The following is a 14,456-nucleotide window of genomic DNA, read 5'->3' on the forward strand; positions in this document are numbered from 1 at the left end:
AAACACACCACGTGGCGACACTACTTGCTCAGGGCCTGAATCGGTCCAATAGGGCGTACTCTCTTAGCGGTGTCGGGCCAATCCAGCAGACGAGTAGCGGGAATCTTGCTGCCAGCTTTCTCGGCGCGCCGAGACGGCGACCTCGGCATAGGCGACACACGCGCTCTGCTCGAGTGGATCGATCTGCTGGCAGACCACCAGGTGGGGCTTCTTCAGCTCCTGCCGATCAACGAGCTGGGCTCGGTCGACAGTCCCTACGACGCAATCTCCAGTGTGGCGCTCGAGCCGCTCTACCTCTCGATGGAGGACGTTCCGGGCATCGACCTCGGCGAACTAGATCGTGCTGCGACCGAGGTTGGCGAGGGTTCGGTCGACTACGGGCGCTCCAGAGCCACGAAGCTCGCGCTGTTGGAGGCCGCCTGGCAGCGCTGGACAGACGCGTCACCAGACCTGCAGAAGCGCTTCGCCGAATTCCGCGAGCGCGAGGCCCGCTGGCTCGATGACTATTGCTCGTTTCGGGTGCTGGTCGAAAAGGCGGATTCGGCGGTTTGGGACGACTGGCCAAACGAATGGCAGGAAGTCGATGCGGCCCGGAGCGTCGCGGCCGAGCACCCAGAGCGCATCTCGTTCTTCGCCTGGCTTCAGTGGTTGGGGTTCGAGCAGTGGGGAAAGGTCAGGCGGCACGCCGACCAGCGCGGCGTGAAACTGATGGGCGACATACCCATAGGGGTCAGTCGGTACTCGGCCGACGTCTTCTTCGGCAGGGACGACTTCGACCTCGACTGGTGCGGGGGTGCACCGCCAGAGACGATGTTCAAGCACGACGCGTTCATTCGCAAGTGGGGCCAGAACTGGGGCATCCCGCTGTATCGATGGGACAAGATGCGCTCCGAGGACTACCCGTGGTGGCGCCAGCGGATCGAGAAGTTGACGTCGGTCTTCCACGTGTTCCGCATCGACCACGTGCTCGGCTTCTACCGCATCTATGCGTTTCCGTGGCTGCCCCAACGAAACGAAGAGTTCCTCGAGATGGACGGGGCTCAGGCCGCCGAGGCCACCGGCGGCATCTTGCCCCGTTGGGTACCTCGCCCCGACGACTACGTCACCAACAAGCAGGCGAACCTCGCAGACGGCGACCGACGTCTGCGGGTGGTGCTGGACGCCGCCGGCCCGGGTGAGGTCGTGGGCGAAGACCTCGGCACGGTCCCCGACTATGTCAGGCCGCACCTCGCCGAACTCGACATAGCGGGCTTTCGTATTCCGCACTGGGACGCCGACCCGCAGGGCGCGGTGGTGAAACCCGAGGATATGGACGAGTGCGCCTTCGCGACCTTTGCGACTCACGACCACGACCCGATCTCGGCCCAGTGGAAGGACATCGCTGCCCGCGCTGCGTCCGACGACCCCGAAGACGCTGCCGAGGCCACCGCGCTGTGGAAGCGATTGGCCGACTTCGCCGGAGTGAGGCCGAGGGGTAGCTACACCAGCAGGGTCAGGTGGTCGCTGATCGACGCGTTGATGCGCAGCCATTCACGTTATGCCGCCATCATGGTCAACGATCTGTTCATGATCGACGATCGCATCAATCAGCCAGGAACCATCGGGCCTCACAACTGGTCGTTTCGCCTAGAGAGCACCGTCGACCAGCTTCGCGGCCGTCCCGAATGGGCTCGTTTGGCCGAATCGATCGTTGCCGCCGAGCGGGGCATCAGTCGATGACGACCTCGGCCTCGATCTCGACCGGAATCTGCCACGGCAGCGAGGCCATGCCGACAGCCGAACGAGAGTGACGACCGACCTCGGGGCCAAAGACCTCGATGATCAGGTCGGAGAATCCGTTGATGACGGCAGGGTGGTCGGCGAAGTCGTGGGTTGCATTGACCATCCCGAGGGCCTTAACCCAACCTGAGACCCGATCGAGGGTGCCCAGTTCGCGCTGCAGCGACCCGAGGATGGACAACCCGACGAGCCTGGCCGCCCGATACCCCTGCTCGACGCTCAGGTCGTCGCCGACCTTGCCGAACGGACCTGCGATCTTGCCGTCGGCGGCCTGAGGGCCATGCCCAGAGATGATGGCCCGGTTGCCCAGGACGTTCACGAAGGCGAATGGCAGAACCACCCCGGGGGGTGTGATGACGGCTGGCGGCAACTCGATGCCCAGGTCGGCCAGCCGGTTCTCGATGATTCCCATTGTCCGAGAGCCCATTGCTTAAGAGTAGGTGCAAACGCCGGAGCGCTGACCGAAGTGCCGTCCTCGCAGAAGAGGCCGTTGGGCCCTTGTGGGCACGCGCCAGGCCCCCGAAGCTCAGATCGTGCACATGCAAGAGTTTCAGACGCGGGTTGCTTCGGTGATCTCGGCGACCCATCTCGCATACGACCAGAAACTGCGCCAGCTTGCGGCCCTCGCCCTGGAGGCGATGCCCTATCCCGAGCTGTCGCCCGAGTGCGCCGAAGCACTCGACAAACGCATCATCTGCGACATGTACGAGGGCAACACGCCATACACGGCGCGCTACATCCTGCCCGACTACGAAAAGGCCATGGGTCAGGGTCTGCGGTACCTCGAACTCGACGCCCCGACCACTCTGTCCGACGCAGTTGCGTTCCTGCAGGTGATGTACGCCAACGTCCCTTCGGTGACCACCTACCCGGTCTATCTGGGCGATCTCGACAAACTGCTCGAGCCCTTCGTCGACGACTCGATCACCGATGCCGAGCTAGACGCAACGTTGCGCCGGCTCTGGGTTGGCATAGACCGGATGCAGCCCGATGCGTTCGTTCACACCGATCTGGGCCCTCACGACAGCAGGATCACCAGGTCGATCCTCAGGGTCGAACGCTCGCTGCGCCAAGCGGTGCCCAACATCACCCTCAAGGTCGATCCGGACCTCACCCCAGACTCGTTGCTGCTCGACGCCATCGAGACCGTGTTCCAGACGGCGAAGCCCCACTTCGTGAACCACCCGATGATGGTGAACGACCACGGCGAGCATTACGCATCGGTCAGCTGCTACAACTCATTGAAGATCGGGGGCGGCTCGTACTCGCTGGTTCGCCTGAACCTGAAAGAAGCCGCCCTTCGCCACGAGGGTTCCGCCCGCTCGTTCCTGGACACCACCCTTGCCCGATACGTCGAGCTGACATCTGAGCTGCTGGAGGCCAGGATCCGCTCACTGGTCGAGGATCAGAAGTTCTTCGAGTCGAGCTGGCTGGCGCGAGAAGGCCTGATTGCACCCGAGCGATTCTCGGCGATGTTCGGCATCTTCGGCTTGGCCGAGTGCGTCAACGTACTGATGGCACATGACGGAGCCGCCGACGAACGCTATGGGCACAGCAAGCGGGCCAACCGGTTTGGGGTCGAGGTCATCGAGCGAGTCGCCGAGCTGGTGGCCCAGCGTCCTCAGCCCTACTGCGAAGGCGGGGGCGGCTTTGCGTACCTGCACTCACAGAGTGGCATCGACCTCGACGATGGGGTGACCGCTGGCACCAGGATTCCCGTCGGTGAGGAGCCCGACCTGCTGAGTCACATCGAGACGTGTGCACCTCATCATCGACACTTCGCATCGGGTGTCAGCGACATCTTCCACTTCGACGACACCGCCACCCGAAATCCCGAGGCGATAGTCGACATCATCCGAGGCGCGTTCGGTTCGGGGATGCGCGACTTCACCTTCAACCTCGATTCGAACGAGTTCATCCGCATCACCGGCTATCTGGTTCGCAAATGCGACCTGGTTGGCATCGACGACCGGGGCGCCCGCCACACCAGCGACTTCCTGGCCGCCGGAAGCGAGAACGCCTATCACCTGACCGAGCGGGCCTCCAAGCGCATTGTCTGCAATGAACGAGACCCGCGGCCTGGTAACTGACACCATCGCGTTCTCGAACGTCGATGGGCCAGGGAATCGATTCGCGATCTTCTTGCAGGGATGCAACCTCGACTGTCTGGCATGCCACAACCCGTACACCATCGGGGTGTGCAACGACTGCGGTGACTGTGTCGAGCCTTGCCCGTCGGAGGCGCTCAGCATCACCGCCCAGGGCGTGGTCTGGGACGCCGACAGCTGCGAGCAGTGCGACACCTGCATCGACGTGTGCCCCATCGATGCCACGCCGAAGGCGACGCGACGCACCGTCGAGTCACTTCTGGCCGACATAGGACGCGCTGCCCCTTTCCTGTCGGGCATAACCGTCTCGGGCGGCGAGGCGACCCTGCAGGTCGAGTTCGTACACGCTCTCTTCTCGGCCGTGAAGCAACATCGCGACCCACGCATCTCACGTCTTACGTGCATGGTCGACACCAACGGCATGGCCGAGCCAAAGACATGGACACACCTCGCACCGGTTACCGACGGCGTCATGGTCGACCTCAAGGCCTTCGACCCCGAGCTGCACACCCAGATGACCGGCTCACCCAACGACGAAGTGCTGGCCTCGATAGCGCAGCTGTCGCAGATGGGGCTGCTGCACGAGGTCAGGATGCTGATAGTTGCGGGGATGAACGACGACGAGGAGCTCATTCGCCGGTCTGGGCAGTGGCTGGCCGGCATCGACCCGTCGATGAGGCTGAAGGTGATGGGCTACAGGGCCTATGGAGTGCGACCGCACGACCCACCTCTGGTAGAACCCTCTCGAAACGACACGGAGAAGGTCGCGGCGGTACTGGCGCAAGAGTCGCCGACGTTCGACATCGTCGTGGTCTGAAGCCGGGTCGAGCAACGGCGGCGTACAGTCGCCTCATGGACGAACAGCGCCCGGTCACCGCAACCCGTCGGCTGGTGGTGTCGGATGCCGACACCGCCCTCGCCCTGGGAAGCGGCGATGTCGCAGTTCTGGGAACCCCTCGAGTGGTGGCCCTGCTGGAAGAAGCGGCCGTCGCCGCCGTAGGGGGTTCGCTCGAGCCGACAGACACCACCGTCGGCACCCAGATATCTATCGAGCACCTGGCACCCAGCCCAATCGGCAGCGAGATCGATGCGACGGCCGAGCTGGTCTCGGCCGAGGGGCGGTTGTATCGGTTCGAGGTCCAAGCGGTAATGGGCGACACCGTGGTGGCCCGCGGCACCCATACCCGGGTACGTGTGCGCCGCGAGGGCTTCGGCCAGCCGCGAGACGGAGCTTGAGATGCCCTACACCGATTATCTGAAGCGAACTCTGAACGCCAGGGTCTACGAAGTGGCCCAGGAAACGCCCATCGACGAGGCTCCCCTGCTCTCGAAACGACTGGGCAACCGGGTTCTGATCAAGCGTGAAGACCTGCAACCGGTCTTTTCGTTCAAGATCCGCGGGGCATACAACAAGATGGCCAACCTGAGCCCCGACCAACTGGCACGGGGTGTCATCGCTTCGTCGGCGGGTAATCATGCTCAGGGTGTGGCCATGGCAGCCCAGAAGCTCGGGTGCCGCGCCGTGATCGTCATGCCGGTGACCACACCGGCGCTGAAGGTCGACGCGGTCAGAGAGCGTGGCGCCGAAGTGATCTTGGCAGGCGACTCGTACAACGAGGCAAACGCCGCAGCACAGGAGATCGCGGCCCAGCAGGGCCTGACCTTCGTTCACCCCTTCGACGACCCGGACGTCATCGCCGGTCAGGGCACCATCGGCATGGAGATCCTCCGTCAGGTGACCGGACCGCTCGATGCCGTGTTCGTCGCCATCGGCGGCGGCGGAATGATCGCCGGCATCAGTGCCTTCATAAAGCAGTTGCGGCCCGAAACGCGCATCATCGGCGTTCAGGCCAGCGACAGCGATGCGATGGCCTTGTCGCTCGAGCGCGGCGAGCGCATCGAGTTGAGCGAGGTGGGCCTGTTTTGTGACGGAACGGCTGTGAAGCTGGTCGGCGAGGAGACCTTTCGAGTTGCATCCGAGTTCGTCGACGAGGTCATCAGGGTCGACACCGACCAGGTGTGTGCCGCGATAAAGGACATGTTCACCGACACTCGCGCCATCCTCGAGCCCTCGGGAGCTCTGGCCATCGCCGGGTTGAAGTCATACGTCGACCGAGACGATGTGTCGGGTCAGACCCTGGTGGCGGTGGCGTGCGGGGCCAACATGAACTTCGACCGTTTGCGTTTCGTTGCGGAACGGGCCGAAATCGGCGAACGGCGAGAAGCCGTGTTCGCTGTGACGATCCCTGAGACCCCGGGCAGCTTCCGCCGATTCATCGAGGTCCTGGGCGACCGCAACGTGACCGAGTTCAACTATCGGATGGGAGACCCTGACCAGGCCCACGTCTTCGTCGGTGTCGAGATAACCAACCGCAAGGCTGCGGCCGAACTGGCCCAGGCCTTCGAAGGCGCAGGGTTGTCGGCGATCGATCTGACAGACGACGAGCTGGCGAAGGTGCATCTGCGACACCTGGTTGGTGGACGGTCCGACCTGGCGGTCAACGAACAGCTGTATCGCTTCGAGTTTCCCGAGCGCCCCGGAGCCTTGCTGCGGTTCTTGAACGCCATGGCCCCCGACTGGAACATCTCGCTGTTCCACTACCGCAATCACGGCGCCGACTATGGGCGAGTGCTCGTGGGTATCCAGGTGCCGCCAGAAGAGCAGTCCGAGTTCCAGGACTTCTTGTCCACGGTCGGCTACCGATACTGGGACGAGTCTCACAACCCGGCCTACAAGCTCTTTCTGGCCTGACCTGCGGAAGGCCGCATCTCTCGGGCCGATGGTGCGGTCGGACGGGTGACGATCCACACCGACACAGCTGCCAACACTGCCACCATGGCAGAGCGAGCCCAAAGCGGCTCGACAATCCAGAACGCCGAACCTCCTCCCACGATGGCGATGCTGGCGACAGCCGATGTCTTCGCTCGCTTCGAGAACGACCTGCTCTCGTCCCAGTTGCGGATCAGGGGACCGAACAGACGAGTGTTCAGCAGCCAGGCGTGAAACCGCGGAGAAGAGCGGGCGAAGCAGACAGACGCCAACAGCACAAACGGTGTGGTCGGAAGCACCGGAAGCACGAGCCCTACGATTCCGAGACCCAGCGAGACGAAGCCGACGGCCATCAAGACCAGCCTTACCGGCAGCGGTGCCAGCGGCCTCGGCTCGGAACCTTTCACAGTCGCCGGTCGCCCAGCGTCGAAGCACCCTCGGATGCGGTCATCTGTTTGGGACCGAGGAGCTTGCCAGCGAGGTGATCGGCCACCGATACGGGCCCATATCGACGAGGCTCTTCGTCGGAAGTGAAACGCTGCAAAGGTTCGACCATGACGTCGAGATCGGGATAGTGGAAGTACGCGACAGATCGTCGCAGGGGCGCATCGGTTCCGTCGCCGCGCAGCGGAACCCGATGAAGCGTCGATGGCCATCGGTCGTTGGTCCATATCGCCAGCAGATCGCCCGTGTTGACCATCAGAGCCCCCGGCTCGGGCACCACCGGAACCCAACGGCCTCCGATGAAGATCTCCAGCCCAGGGACCGGGTCTGCGCGCAGAACGGTGAAGGTCGTGTAGTCGCTGTGGGCGCCCATACGCGAACTGCCCGACTCGGCCTCGTCGGCGCCCGCCTGATACCGGATGCACGCCATCGTGTCAGGACCGGCGTTCGAGCGAACGGCTAGGTCGGTGATTCCCAGCAGGTCGCCGATCAGGCCGTCGAGCATCCTGCTGATGGCCTCCATCTCGTCGAGGTAGGCCTCCGCCGCCTGCCGGAAGTGGGGTACGGCATCAGGCCACAGTGGGGGCGCCAGCAGCCGATGTTGGTTTGCCGCGCGACGCCGGCCACGTCCGACGTTGAAAGACTCGAACAGATCGGGTGGGGCCTCGCGTCCCAGCGAGTACGACAGCGATTCGCTTCCACGCCCCCGATATCCGCGGTTGGCCAGTGGGTCATCGACGATCAACTCGAGCTTGCGTTCCAGCGGCAGGGCGAACAGGTCGTCCATCGCCGTCCACAGCGAGTCGGCGACAACGCTATCGAGCCCGTGACCCACGATCTGGACGAAACCCGTCGAAGCCAGGGCCCGGGCCAGCGCATCGGGCGCCCCCTGGGACGACACATCTACGACGTCGATCATGACTAGCAACCCTTCGGTTCGGGCTATCCGACGGACCAAAGCGGCAGGTCCGTAGCACCATCATGGCCCTACAAAGCGAGGGGTGGGGGAACGAAGCCCCCCAAGGTCTTCTCGACGGCTCGGGCGAACGCAAGCGAGGTCTGATCGTGCAGGAACGGGGCCACGACCTGAACACCCACGGGCAAACCCTGGGGCGTACGCCCAACCGGCGGCACGGTCGCGGGCAGGTATGCAGACCCGATCAGGGCGGTCCAGCCGACCAGATCCGCGTACGGACGATCGCCGTGATCGGCCAGTGTGCTGTGAAGGAAATTCGACCCTTGCTGCGAAATCGTGTGCCGGATCGGCTCGGTGGGAGCAACCGGGCACAACAACACGTCGAAGGACTCGAAGAACTCGGCCCACGACGCTCGCACCGCGGCTCGTTCGCGGTTCATCCGATCCCAGTCGCGGTGACTCACAGCTGCGCCGGCGTCGGCCTTGGCCGCGAACTCTTCGTCGGTCGACGAGATGTCGGTAGCGGCGCCGATCAACCTCAGCCCCTGACGAGACGCACGGCCTGCGTCTAGCGCCGGCCGGGCCGAGCGGTCGACGACACAACCGTTTCGCTCCAACTCGTCGACGAATGCGCCAAGCACCCCGGCCACTGCGTCGCTGACCGGGCAGAACGGGTCGTCGAGCCACGCGGCGACCCTGAAGTCACCCAGATCGGTGGCCCGCGACGTCGGCAACTCGAGCCTCCAGCCGGCTGCATGGGCATCGTCGGGTCCGGCCAGCAGATCGAACACGAACTGCAGATCGTCGACCGAACGGGCAAAGGGACCGAACACGTTGACATCGGCGTCGACGATGCTTTGTGCCTTGTTGTCGAGATAGCCGTGGGTCGGTATCAGCCCGTAGCTGGGTTTGTGGCCATAGACGCCGCAGTTCGATGCCGGAATTCGCACGCTGCCGCCAATGTCAGTGCCCACCTCGAAAGGTGAGAACCCCATGGCCACCGACGTCGCAGCTCCGCCCGACGACCCACCAGGAGTGTGATCGAGACTCCAGGGGTTGTTGGTCACGCCGAACATCTCGTTGTAGGTCTGGACATCACCCGACCAGCGCGGAACGTTCGTCTTGGCGACCACGATGGCGCCCGCCGCCTTCAGCCGGCTCACCACGGTGGCGTCGACCGAAGGCACGTTGTCGATCAACTCGACGGCGCCACCGGTCGAGCGAATACCTTCGGTGGCGATCGCGTCCTTGATGGTGATCGACACCCCGGCCAGTGGACCCATGCGGTCGCCCCGCACCCTGGCGGCGTCGACAGCCTGGGCGGTGGCCAGCGCCCGCTCGGCATCCAGGGTCACCACCGCGTTGACCTGGGGGTTCAGCGACTCGATTCGCTGAAGCTGAGCCGTTACGACATCGACGGCCGAAACCTCCCTCGCCTCGAGGGCAGCCACGACGTCTGACAGTGTTCCAAGCGGATCGACCATGCCCCATTGCACCCCATCGAAGGGTGGCGCACCTACTTCGGCCCGGTATCGAACAGCGCTATCAGCTCGTCACTGCTGCGAACGTCGCCAAACGATCGGTAGACGGTGCGAAGCGTCGCATTCAGAATCTCGATCGAGGGTGCTGCGACGCCGTCTGCCACCACAATTGGGCGATAACCCAGCGTGAAGGCGTCACGAACGGTCGACTCGACGCACACGTTCGCAACGGTTCCGGCGATCACGAGGGTGTCGATTCCGCGCCTCGTCAACTCGGCCTCGAGGCCACAACGCCCAGGGAACAGTGCGCTCGGCGCCGCCTTCTCGAAGAACAGATCGCGCGGGCTGAACCCCAGGCCCGGCCACAGCCTCTGCTCGACCGGCCCCTCGCCCCCGGAGAGTGCGTACGTGGTCGCCACGTCTCGGCCGTAGAACTCGATGTCGCGTTCGTTGGGTTTGGTGACGGCCGGGACGATCCAGGCCACTGCTGCTCCGGCCGACCTCATCGACGCGGCGAGCCGCGAGATCGGTTCGACGGTCGCTCGCGCCGCTGTCGACTCTTCGACGAAGAACGAGATCATGTCGACCACGACCAACGCCGATCGCTTGGCTGGCAGCGGTTCGAATGCGTGGCGACGGCCGCGGCGAGCTTCGTGGCGTCGATATTCGGCCGCTTCGATCTGCCACATCGGCTGATTGGAGGGAGCTGATGTCATCGCCACTCAGTATCGCTCACGCCGATCTATCGCTCCCGATGATGACTGGCGCGCTGATCCTCGCTATCGTGGACAAATCCATTTGCATCGCGTCATGTCTCGCGTAGCGCTAAAGACCCGGTGTGGTGGATCGATGACATAGCGAGCGACAACGACGTCGGAGCGAACCATGAGCACCCCCACCTCGGCCGTTGCCGAGCAGCTGAAACAGCAGCTCGGTCTGGAGTCAGTCACACTCAACTACGGGTTGAGTCAAGACGACCTGTTCAACGCAGCCATCGCGAACGACCGGGGGCGCATCCGCCCCGACGGTCCAGACGATGAGCAGAAGGCCTACCCGACCGCCCTGGGAATCGACGGCCCGCTGGTCTATTACACCGACCCGTCGTGCACCGGCCGCCCGGTCAGCGACACCTTCGCCGTCGCCCGCCCCGAGGTCGAAGACACCGTCTGGTGGAAGGACGGCTTCTCCAAGTTCGATCCCGCCAAGTTCGACGCCCTGCTCGAGCGCGTGGTGGCCCACCTCAACGAAAGGCAGGCCAGCCTGTACGTCACCGACGTGTTCTGTGGCTGGGACCCAGAGTTTGCAGAGCCATACCGGTTCATCGGCGAGTACGCCACCCACGCCTACTTCGTGAACATCATGTTCCCGGCAGGCGTTCGCGATGACGCCGATTATCCGGGCGAAGGCTGGACGATGATCAACGTCCCCTCGTTCCGTTGCGACCCCGAACGAGACGGCACCCGCTCCGAGCGCGTCGTCGTGATCGACATCGTCAATCGAATCGCCCTCGTCTGTGGACGCGCCGACTACTGCGGCGTCAACAAGAAGACGATGTTCACCGCGATGAACTATGTGCTGCCCGCCAAGGGACAGCTGTCGATGCACTGCTCGGCCAACATCGGCGACCGTGGCGACACGGCGATCCTTTTCGGCCTCTCTGGCACCGGAAAGACCACGCTGTCGGCCGACCCCGACCGTCTCCTGATCGGTGACGACGAGCACGTCTGGACCGACTCTGGTGTGTCCAACTTCGAAGACGGCTGCTACGCAAAGCTCATCGACCTCAGCAAGGAGAACGAGCCCGTCATCGCGGCGGCCATGAGCATGAAGGGCACTCTCATCGAGAACGTGCCACCTCTGCCGGGCAAGGCTGTCGAGGACACCGACCCCCAAGAGTTCGACCTCACCGACGGTTCCATCACCGAGAACACGCGCTTCGCGTATCCCCTCACCTGCAACCCGGGTGTGGCCGAGGGTGCCAAGGGCGGGCATCCCGAGACCATCGTGTTGCTCACAGCCGATGCCTTCGGCGTGTTGCCTCCCGTCTCGATCCTCGACACCGACGAGGTCATGTACCACTTCGTCACGGGTTTCACCTCCAAGCTGGCCGGCACCGAGGTCGGTGTCACCGAGCCGGAAGCGACGTTCTCGGCCTGCTTCGGCGGCCCGTTCATGTCGCAGAAGGCGTCGGTTTATGCCGAGCTGTTGGCCGACCGGATGAGCCAGCACAAGGCTCGCTGCATCCTGCTGAACACCGGCTGGACCGGAGGCCCATACGGCAAGGGCGAACGCATGTCGCTCAAGTACACCAGGGCCCTCCTGAATGCCGCCCTGGCCGGCGAGTTCGATGGTGCCGAACTGTCGACCCAGCCGACGCTTGGCCTGAAGATGCCAGCCAGCTGCCCCGGCGTTCCTGACGAGATCCTCGACCCCCGCCAGACCTGGGACGATCCTGCGGCCTACGACGCCCAGGCCGAGAAGCTGCGCGACATGTTCCGCGCCAACTACGAGAAGAAGGGCTTCGCCGATCTGGGCATCAAGTCTGTGATGTAGCCCGATCGCCAGCTATCGCCTCGCCAACGCGGGCGGCCACACCCGCATGGGGTGGCCGCCCGTTGCGCGCCTAACCCCGGCCGGGCGCCAGACGTCTCAGCTGTGAAGCTATGTAGGGCCGCGCCCGGCGTTGTCCCCCACGGGCAGCGATTGCGTCCTGTAACGCAAGCAAGGCGCCCACCACCGCATCGACGTCGGGCTCCCACCCGCGCTCTCGACATTCTTCGATCCAGTCGGCGGGGGTGCGGTGGCCTCTTTGACCGTTGCAGCGCTTGCAGGCCGCCAGCTCATTCTCGATCCAGCTGGGCCCGCCCTTGATGCGAGGGACGAGGTGTTCGGTGGTCGCCACCACCAGGCCGACCTCGAGCGGCCTGCGACACCAGACACATGCCGCGCCGTCTCGGTCGAGGATCAACTCCATGCGTTCGCGCCGGTTCGGCTGACCCGCCGTGCCCATGACAGCCCAGGTTATTGACCACGACGATGGTCGCCAGCGGCAGGCTGGTTGATGCAGACCCGGCATGCCATCATCGGCGGCTGTGAACAACGAAATCAGGTTCGACTGGACGGTGGCAGAGGCCGAGCAGATCATGGCAATGCCGTTTCATGACCTGCTGTTCGAGGCCCACAAGCTGCACCGCGACCGCCACGAACCACACGTGGTCGAAGCTGCGATGTTGCTTTCGATCAAGACAGGCGCCTGCCCAGAGGATTGCGCCTACTGCTCACAATCGGCGCGAAACGACGCCGATCTGGGGCCCGAGCCGCTCATGAAGGTCGACGACATCGTCGAACGCGCCATCGCTGCCAAGGCCGCCGGAGCCACCCGATTCTGCATGGGCGCGGCGTGGAGATCACCGAGCGACCGCCAAGTAGCCCAGGTCGCCCGGGCGGTCACGGCGGTCGGCGATCTGGGTATGGAAACCTGCGTGACGCTGGGCATGCTCAGCGCGTCCCAGGCCGAGGAGCTTGCTGCGGCCGGCCTCGACTACTACAACCACAACCTCGACACCTCCCCCGAGTACTACCCGCAGATCATCACAACCCGCACCTACGACGATCGACTGGAAACCCTGGACAACGTCCGAGCGGCGGGGGTCCGACTGTGCACGGGCGGCATCGTTGGTTTGGGCGAGTCCCGCACCGACCGTGCCAGTCTGCTGGCCCAGTTGGCACGCTTGGAGCCTCACCCTGAAACAGTTCCGATCAACCTGCTGGTTCAGATTCCGGGCACTGCGCTGTTCGGTACCGACAAGCTCGATCCGCTCGAGCTGGTTCGCACGATCGCAGCGGCACGTTTGATGATGCCCGAGACCGTGATCCGGCTGTCGGCCGGACGCAACGAGATGTCGGACGAGTTGCAGGCGCTGTGCCTACACGCCGGAGCCAGCAGCATCTTCTTGGGCGATCGACTGTTGACCACCGACAACGCCGGACAGAGCCGCGACGAGTCGCTCCTAGAACGCCTCGACACAGCGGCCCGTAGCTAGCCGGGCCAACAGTCAGGCAAAGCGCTGCGCTACCTCGGTGTCGATCTTGCCGGGGTCGGTCGACGTCTTGGAGCACACCCAACGCCAAGCGCCGGCGTCGACGGTTCGATAAATCCTGGCGGCCAGTTGGAAAGCCTCGGCCCCGATCCACGGGCTGGGCAGCAGGCCTGCGGGCAGGTCAGGATCGCGCAGCCGCAGGCGTCTCAGCTCGTGCACCACCATCGTTCGAACGGCAAAAGCATCGGCCGAGCCGAGCTTCTCGAGAGCAGGCGCCTCGAGCGTCGAGTACTGCTGCACGAACCGCTCGTAGCCGGCAACCAGGTCGGCGAACTCGGGACTCGCAGAGATGCGCCCGCCGGCGCCCAGAACCTCGAGGTTGGAAAAGCGAGCGGTTGCCACCGGGTATCGCTTGCTCACGTCGTGGCTGTCGAGGATGGTACCGGCCCGGCCCGAGCCGTCGTCTGGCATTGCCACCACGGCACGCGCCAGCCGGGCGAAGCCGTGCCATTGAAGCCGGGTGGACATGGCGTCGTCGTCTTCGACGAAGACCACGGTCCATTCGCCTGAACAATCGTGATCCGAGCGCGAGTAGATGAGCCGCGCCGCCGCGTCTGTCGCCGAGGCGGCGGCGTCGGTGAGGGCGTAACGGCTGCGCCTGCCGACCTTCTCCGGCACACACCACCCCTCGGCCACCAGCCTCGACATCGAGGTGCGAACGAGGCGTTCGGTGAACGGGAAGGGGGCCAGCAGATCGAACAGATCGCTCAGCCACACCCGGCCGCCGAGCGGGGCGATCGTGTCGCCGAACACGGTCACCAACACCGAGCGAGCCGAGATGTCACCGCGGCGCGCAAACTGGGCCGCCAGGCCGCCGACCTCTACCGGCACGGGGCACCAGATAGCGGGGCACGCCAA

The 14,456-nt window shown here is 64.5% G+C and carries 14 protein-coding genes; 7 read left to right on the forward strand and 7 right to left on the reverse strand.

All coding sequences use genetic code 11. From position 1 onward, the window contains the following. Window positions 1–69 precede the first annotated feature (69 nt). Window positions 70–1,719: a 4-alpha-glucanotransferase gene (locus R2770_17365; protein ID MEZ5282233.1), complete on the forward strand. Its 1,650-nt coding sequence runs from the start codon at window positions 70–72 to the stop codon at window positions 1,717–1,719. Here R2770_17365 and R2770_17370 read toward each other — a convergent pair. Then, window positions 1,709–2,206 carry a RidA family protein gene (locus R2770_17370; GenBank protein MEZ5282234.1) on the reverse strand — a complete coding sequence of 166 codons (498 nt, stop codon included), beginning with the start codon at window positions 2,204–2,206 and terminating at the stop codon, window positions 1,709–1,711. The genes R2770_17365 and R2770_17370 overlap by 11 nt on opposite strands. 112 nt (window positions 2,207–2,318) lie before the next feature. On the opposite strand from R2770_17370, the gene R2770_17375 reads away from it, so the two are divergent. Genes R2770_17375 through ilvA form a run of 4 tightly spaced genes read left to right on the forward strand, consistent with a single transcriptional unit; the run spans window position 2,319 to window position 6,639 of the window. Further along, window positions 2,319–3,869, forward strand: a complete 1,551-nt coding sequence (locus tag R2770_17375) for a YjjI family glycine radical enzyme (protein MEZ5282235.1) — start codon at window positions 2,319–2,321, stop codon at window positions 3,867–3,869. After that, a complete protein-coding gene (locus R2770_17380; protein MEZ5282236.1) occupies window positions 3,841–4,704 on the forward strand; it encodes a YjjW family glycine radical enzyme activase in 864 nt (287 codons plus the stop codon). Before R2770_17375 ends, R2770_17380 begins: the two co-directional genes overlap by 29 nt. Window positions 4,705–4,739: 35 nt before the next feature. After that, complete coding sequence (locus R2770_17385) at window positions 4,740–5,123, forward strand: hotdog domain-containing protein (GenBank protein MEZ5282237.1); 384 nt, start codon at window positions 4,740–4,742, stop codon at window positions 5,121–5,123. 1 nt (window position 5,124) lies between these two features. Next, a complete protein-coding gene (gene ilvA / locus R2770_17390; protein ID MEZ5282238.1) occupies window positions 5,125–6,639 on the forward strand; it encodes a threonine ammonia-lyase, biosynthetic in 1,515 nt (504 codons plus the stop codon). On the opposite strand, the gene R2770_17395 is transcribed toward ilvA, so the two are convergent. The 4 genes from R2770_17395 to R2770_17410 all read right to left on the reverse strand — a co-directional run bounded on the left by R2770_17395 (window position 6,618) and on the right by R2770_17410 (window position 10,214). Continuing rightward, entirely contained in the window at window positions 6,618–7,010 is a 393-nt protein-coding gene (locus R2770_17395) for a YbaN family protein (protein ID MEZ5282239.1), read from the reverse strand. The two genes, ilvA and R2770_17395, sit on opposite strands and share 22 nt — an antisense overlap. Before the next feature lie 50 nt (window positions 7,011–7,060). Next, window positions 7,061–8,020 carry a 2OG-Fe(II) oxygenase family protein gene (locus tag R2770_17400; GenBank protein MEZ5282240.1) on the reverse strand — a complete coding sequence of 320 codons (960 nt, stop codon included), beginning with the start codon at window positions 8,018–8,020 and terminating at the stop codon, window positions 7,061–7,063. A 68-nt stretch (window positions 8,021–8,088) separates the two neighbouring features. Beyond that, window positions 8,089–9,501: an amidase family protein gene (locus R2770_17405; protein MEZ5282241.1), complete on the reverse strand. Its 1,413-nt coding sequence runs from the start codon at window positions 9,499–9,501 to the stop codon at window positions 8,089–8,091. Window positions 9,502–9,533: 32 nt separating this feature from the next. Continuing rightward, window positions 9,534–10,214 carry an isochorismatase family cysteine hydrolase gene (locus R2770_17410; GenBank protein MEZ5282242.1) on the reverse strand — a complete coding sequence of 227 codons (681 nt, stop codon included), beginning with the start codon at window positions 10,212–10,214 and terminating at the stop codon, window positions 9,534–9,536. Window positions 10,215–10,383: 169 nt separating this feature from the next. On the opposite strand from R2770_17410, the gene R2770_17415 reads away from it, so the two are divergent. Further along, window positions 10,384–12,051 (forward strand): phosphoenolpyruvate carboxykinase (ATP), encoded by a 1,668-nt coding sequence (locus R2770_17415; protein ID MEZ5282243.1) that lies wholly within the window; start codon window positions 10,384–10,386, stop codon window positions 12,049–12,051. 70 nt (window positions 12,052–12,121) lie between these two features. Here R2770_17415 and R2770_17420 read toward each other — a convergent pair whose 3' ends face one another. Continuing rightward, the gene (locus R2770_17420) at window positions 12,122–12,508 is read right to left on the reverse strand and encodes an HNH endonuclease (GenBank protein MEZ5282244.1); all 387 of its coding nucleotides are present in this window, start codon (window positions 12,506–12,508) and stop codon (window positions 12,122–12,124) included. 82 nt (window positions 12,509–12,590) lie between these two features. Here R2770_17420 and bioB point away from each other — a divergent pair, with 82 nt between their 5' ends. Beyond that, window positions 12,591–13,541, forward strand: coding sequence for a biotin synthase BioB (gene bioB, locus R2770_17425; GenBank protein MEZ5282245.1), 951 nt, complete (start codon window positions 12,591–12,593; stop codon window positions 13,539–13,541). Window positions 13,542–13,553: 12 nt separating this feature from the next. Here bioB and R2770_17430 read toward each other — a convergent pair whose 3' ends face one another. Continuing rightward, window positions 13,554–14,429, reverse strand: a complete 876-nt coding sequence (locus tag R2770_17430; GenBank protein MEZ5282246.1) for a PaaX family transcriptional regulator C-terminal domain-containing protein — start codon at window positions 14,427–14,429, stop codon at window positions 13,554–13,556. Window positions 14,430–14,456 lie beyond the last annotated feature (27 nt).

Source organism: Acidimicrobiales bacterium, from assembly GCA_041394185.1.
Lineage (GTDB): Bacteria > Actinomycetota > Acidimicrobiia > Acidimicrobiales > Poriferisodalaceae > JAAETH01.

Bases quoted from the DNA above. Each gene is read 5' to 3' on its own strand.
- R2770_17385 (MEZ5282237.1), top strand. From the start codon at position 4,740: ATGGACGAACAGCGCCCGGTCACCGCAACCCGTCGGCTGGTGGTGTCG.
- R2770_17375 (MEZ5282235.1), top strand. From the start codon at position 2,319: ATGCAAGAGTTTCAGACGCGGGTTGCTTCGGTGATCTCGGCGACCCAT.
- R2770_17415 (MEZ5282243.1), top strand. From the start codon at position 10,384: ATGAGCACCCCCACCTCGGCCGTTGCCGAGCAGCTGAAACAGCAGCTC.
- ilvA (MEZ5282238.1), top strand. From the start codon at position 5,125: ATGCCCTACACCGATTATCTGAAGCGAACTCTGAACGCCAGGGTCTAC.
- R2770_17405 (MEZ5282241.1), bottom strand. From the start codon at position 9,501: ATGGTCGATCCGCTTGGAACACTGTCAGACGTCGTGGCTGCCCTCGAG.
- R2770_17400 (MEZ5282240.1), bottom strand. From the start codon at position 8,020: ATGATCGACGTCGTAGATGTGTCGTCCCAGGGGGCGCCCGATGCGCTG.
- R2770_17370 (MEZ5282234.1), bottom strand. From the start codon at position 2,206: ATGGGCTCTCGGACAATGGGAATCATCGAGAACCGGCTGGCCGACCTG.
- R2770_17395 (MEZ5282239.1), bottom strand. From the start codon at position 7,010: ATGGCCGTCGGCTTCGTCTCGCTGGGTCTCGGAATCGTAGGGCTCGTG.
- R2770_17410 (MEZ5282242.1), bottom strand. From the start codon at position 10,214: ATGACATCAGCTCCCTCCAATCAGCCGATGTGGCAGATCGAAGCGGCC.
- R2770_17420 (MEZ5282244.1), bottom strand. From the start codon at position 12,508: ATGGGCACGGCGGGTCAGCCGAACCGGCGCGAACGCATGGAGTTGATC.
- R2770_17380 (MEZ5282236.1), top strand. From the start codon at position 3,841: ATGAACGAGACCCGCGGCCTGGTAACTGACACCATCGCGTTCTCGAAC.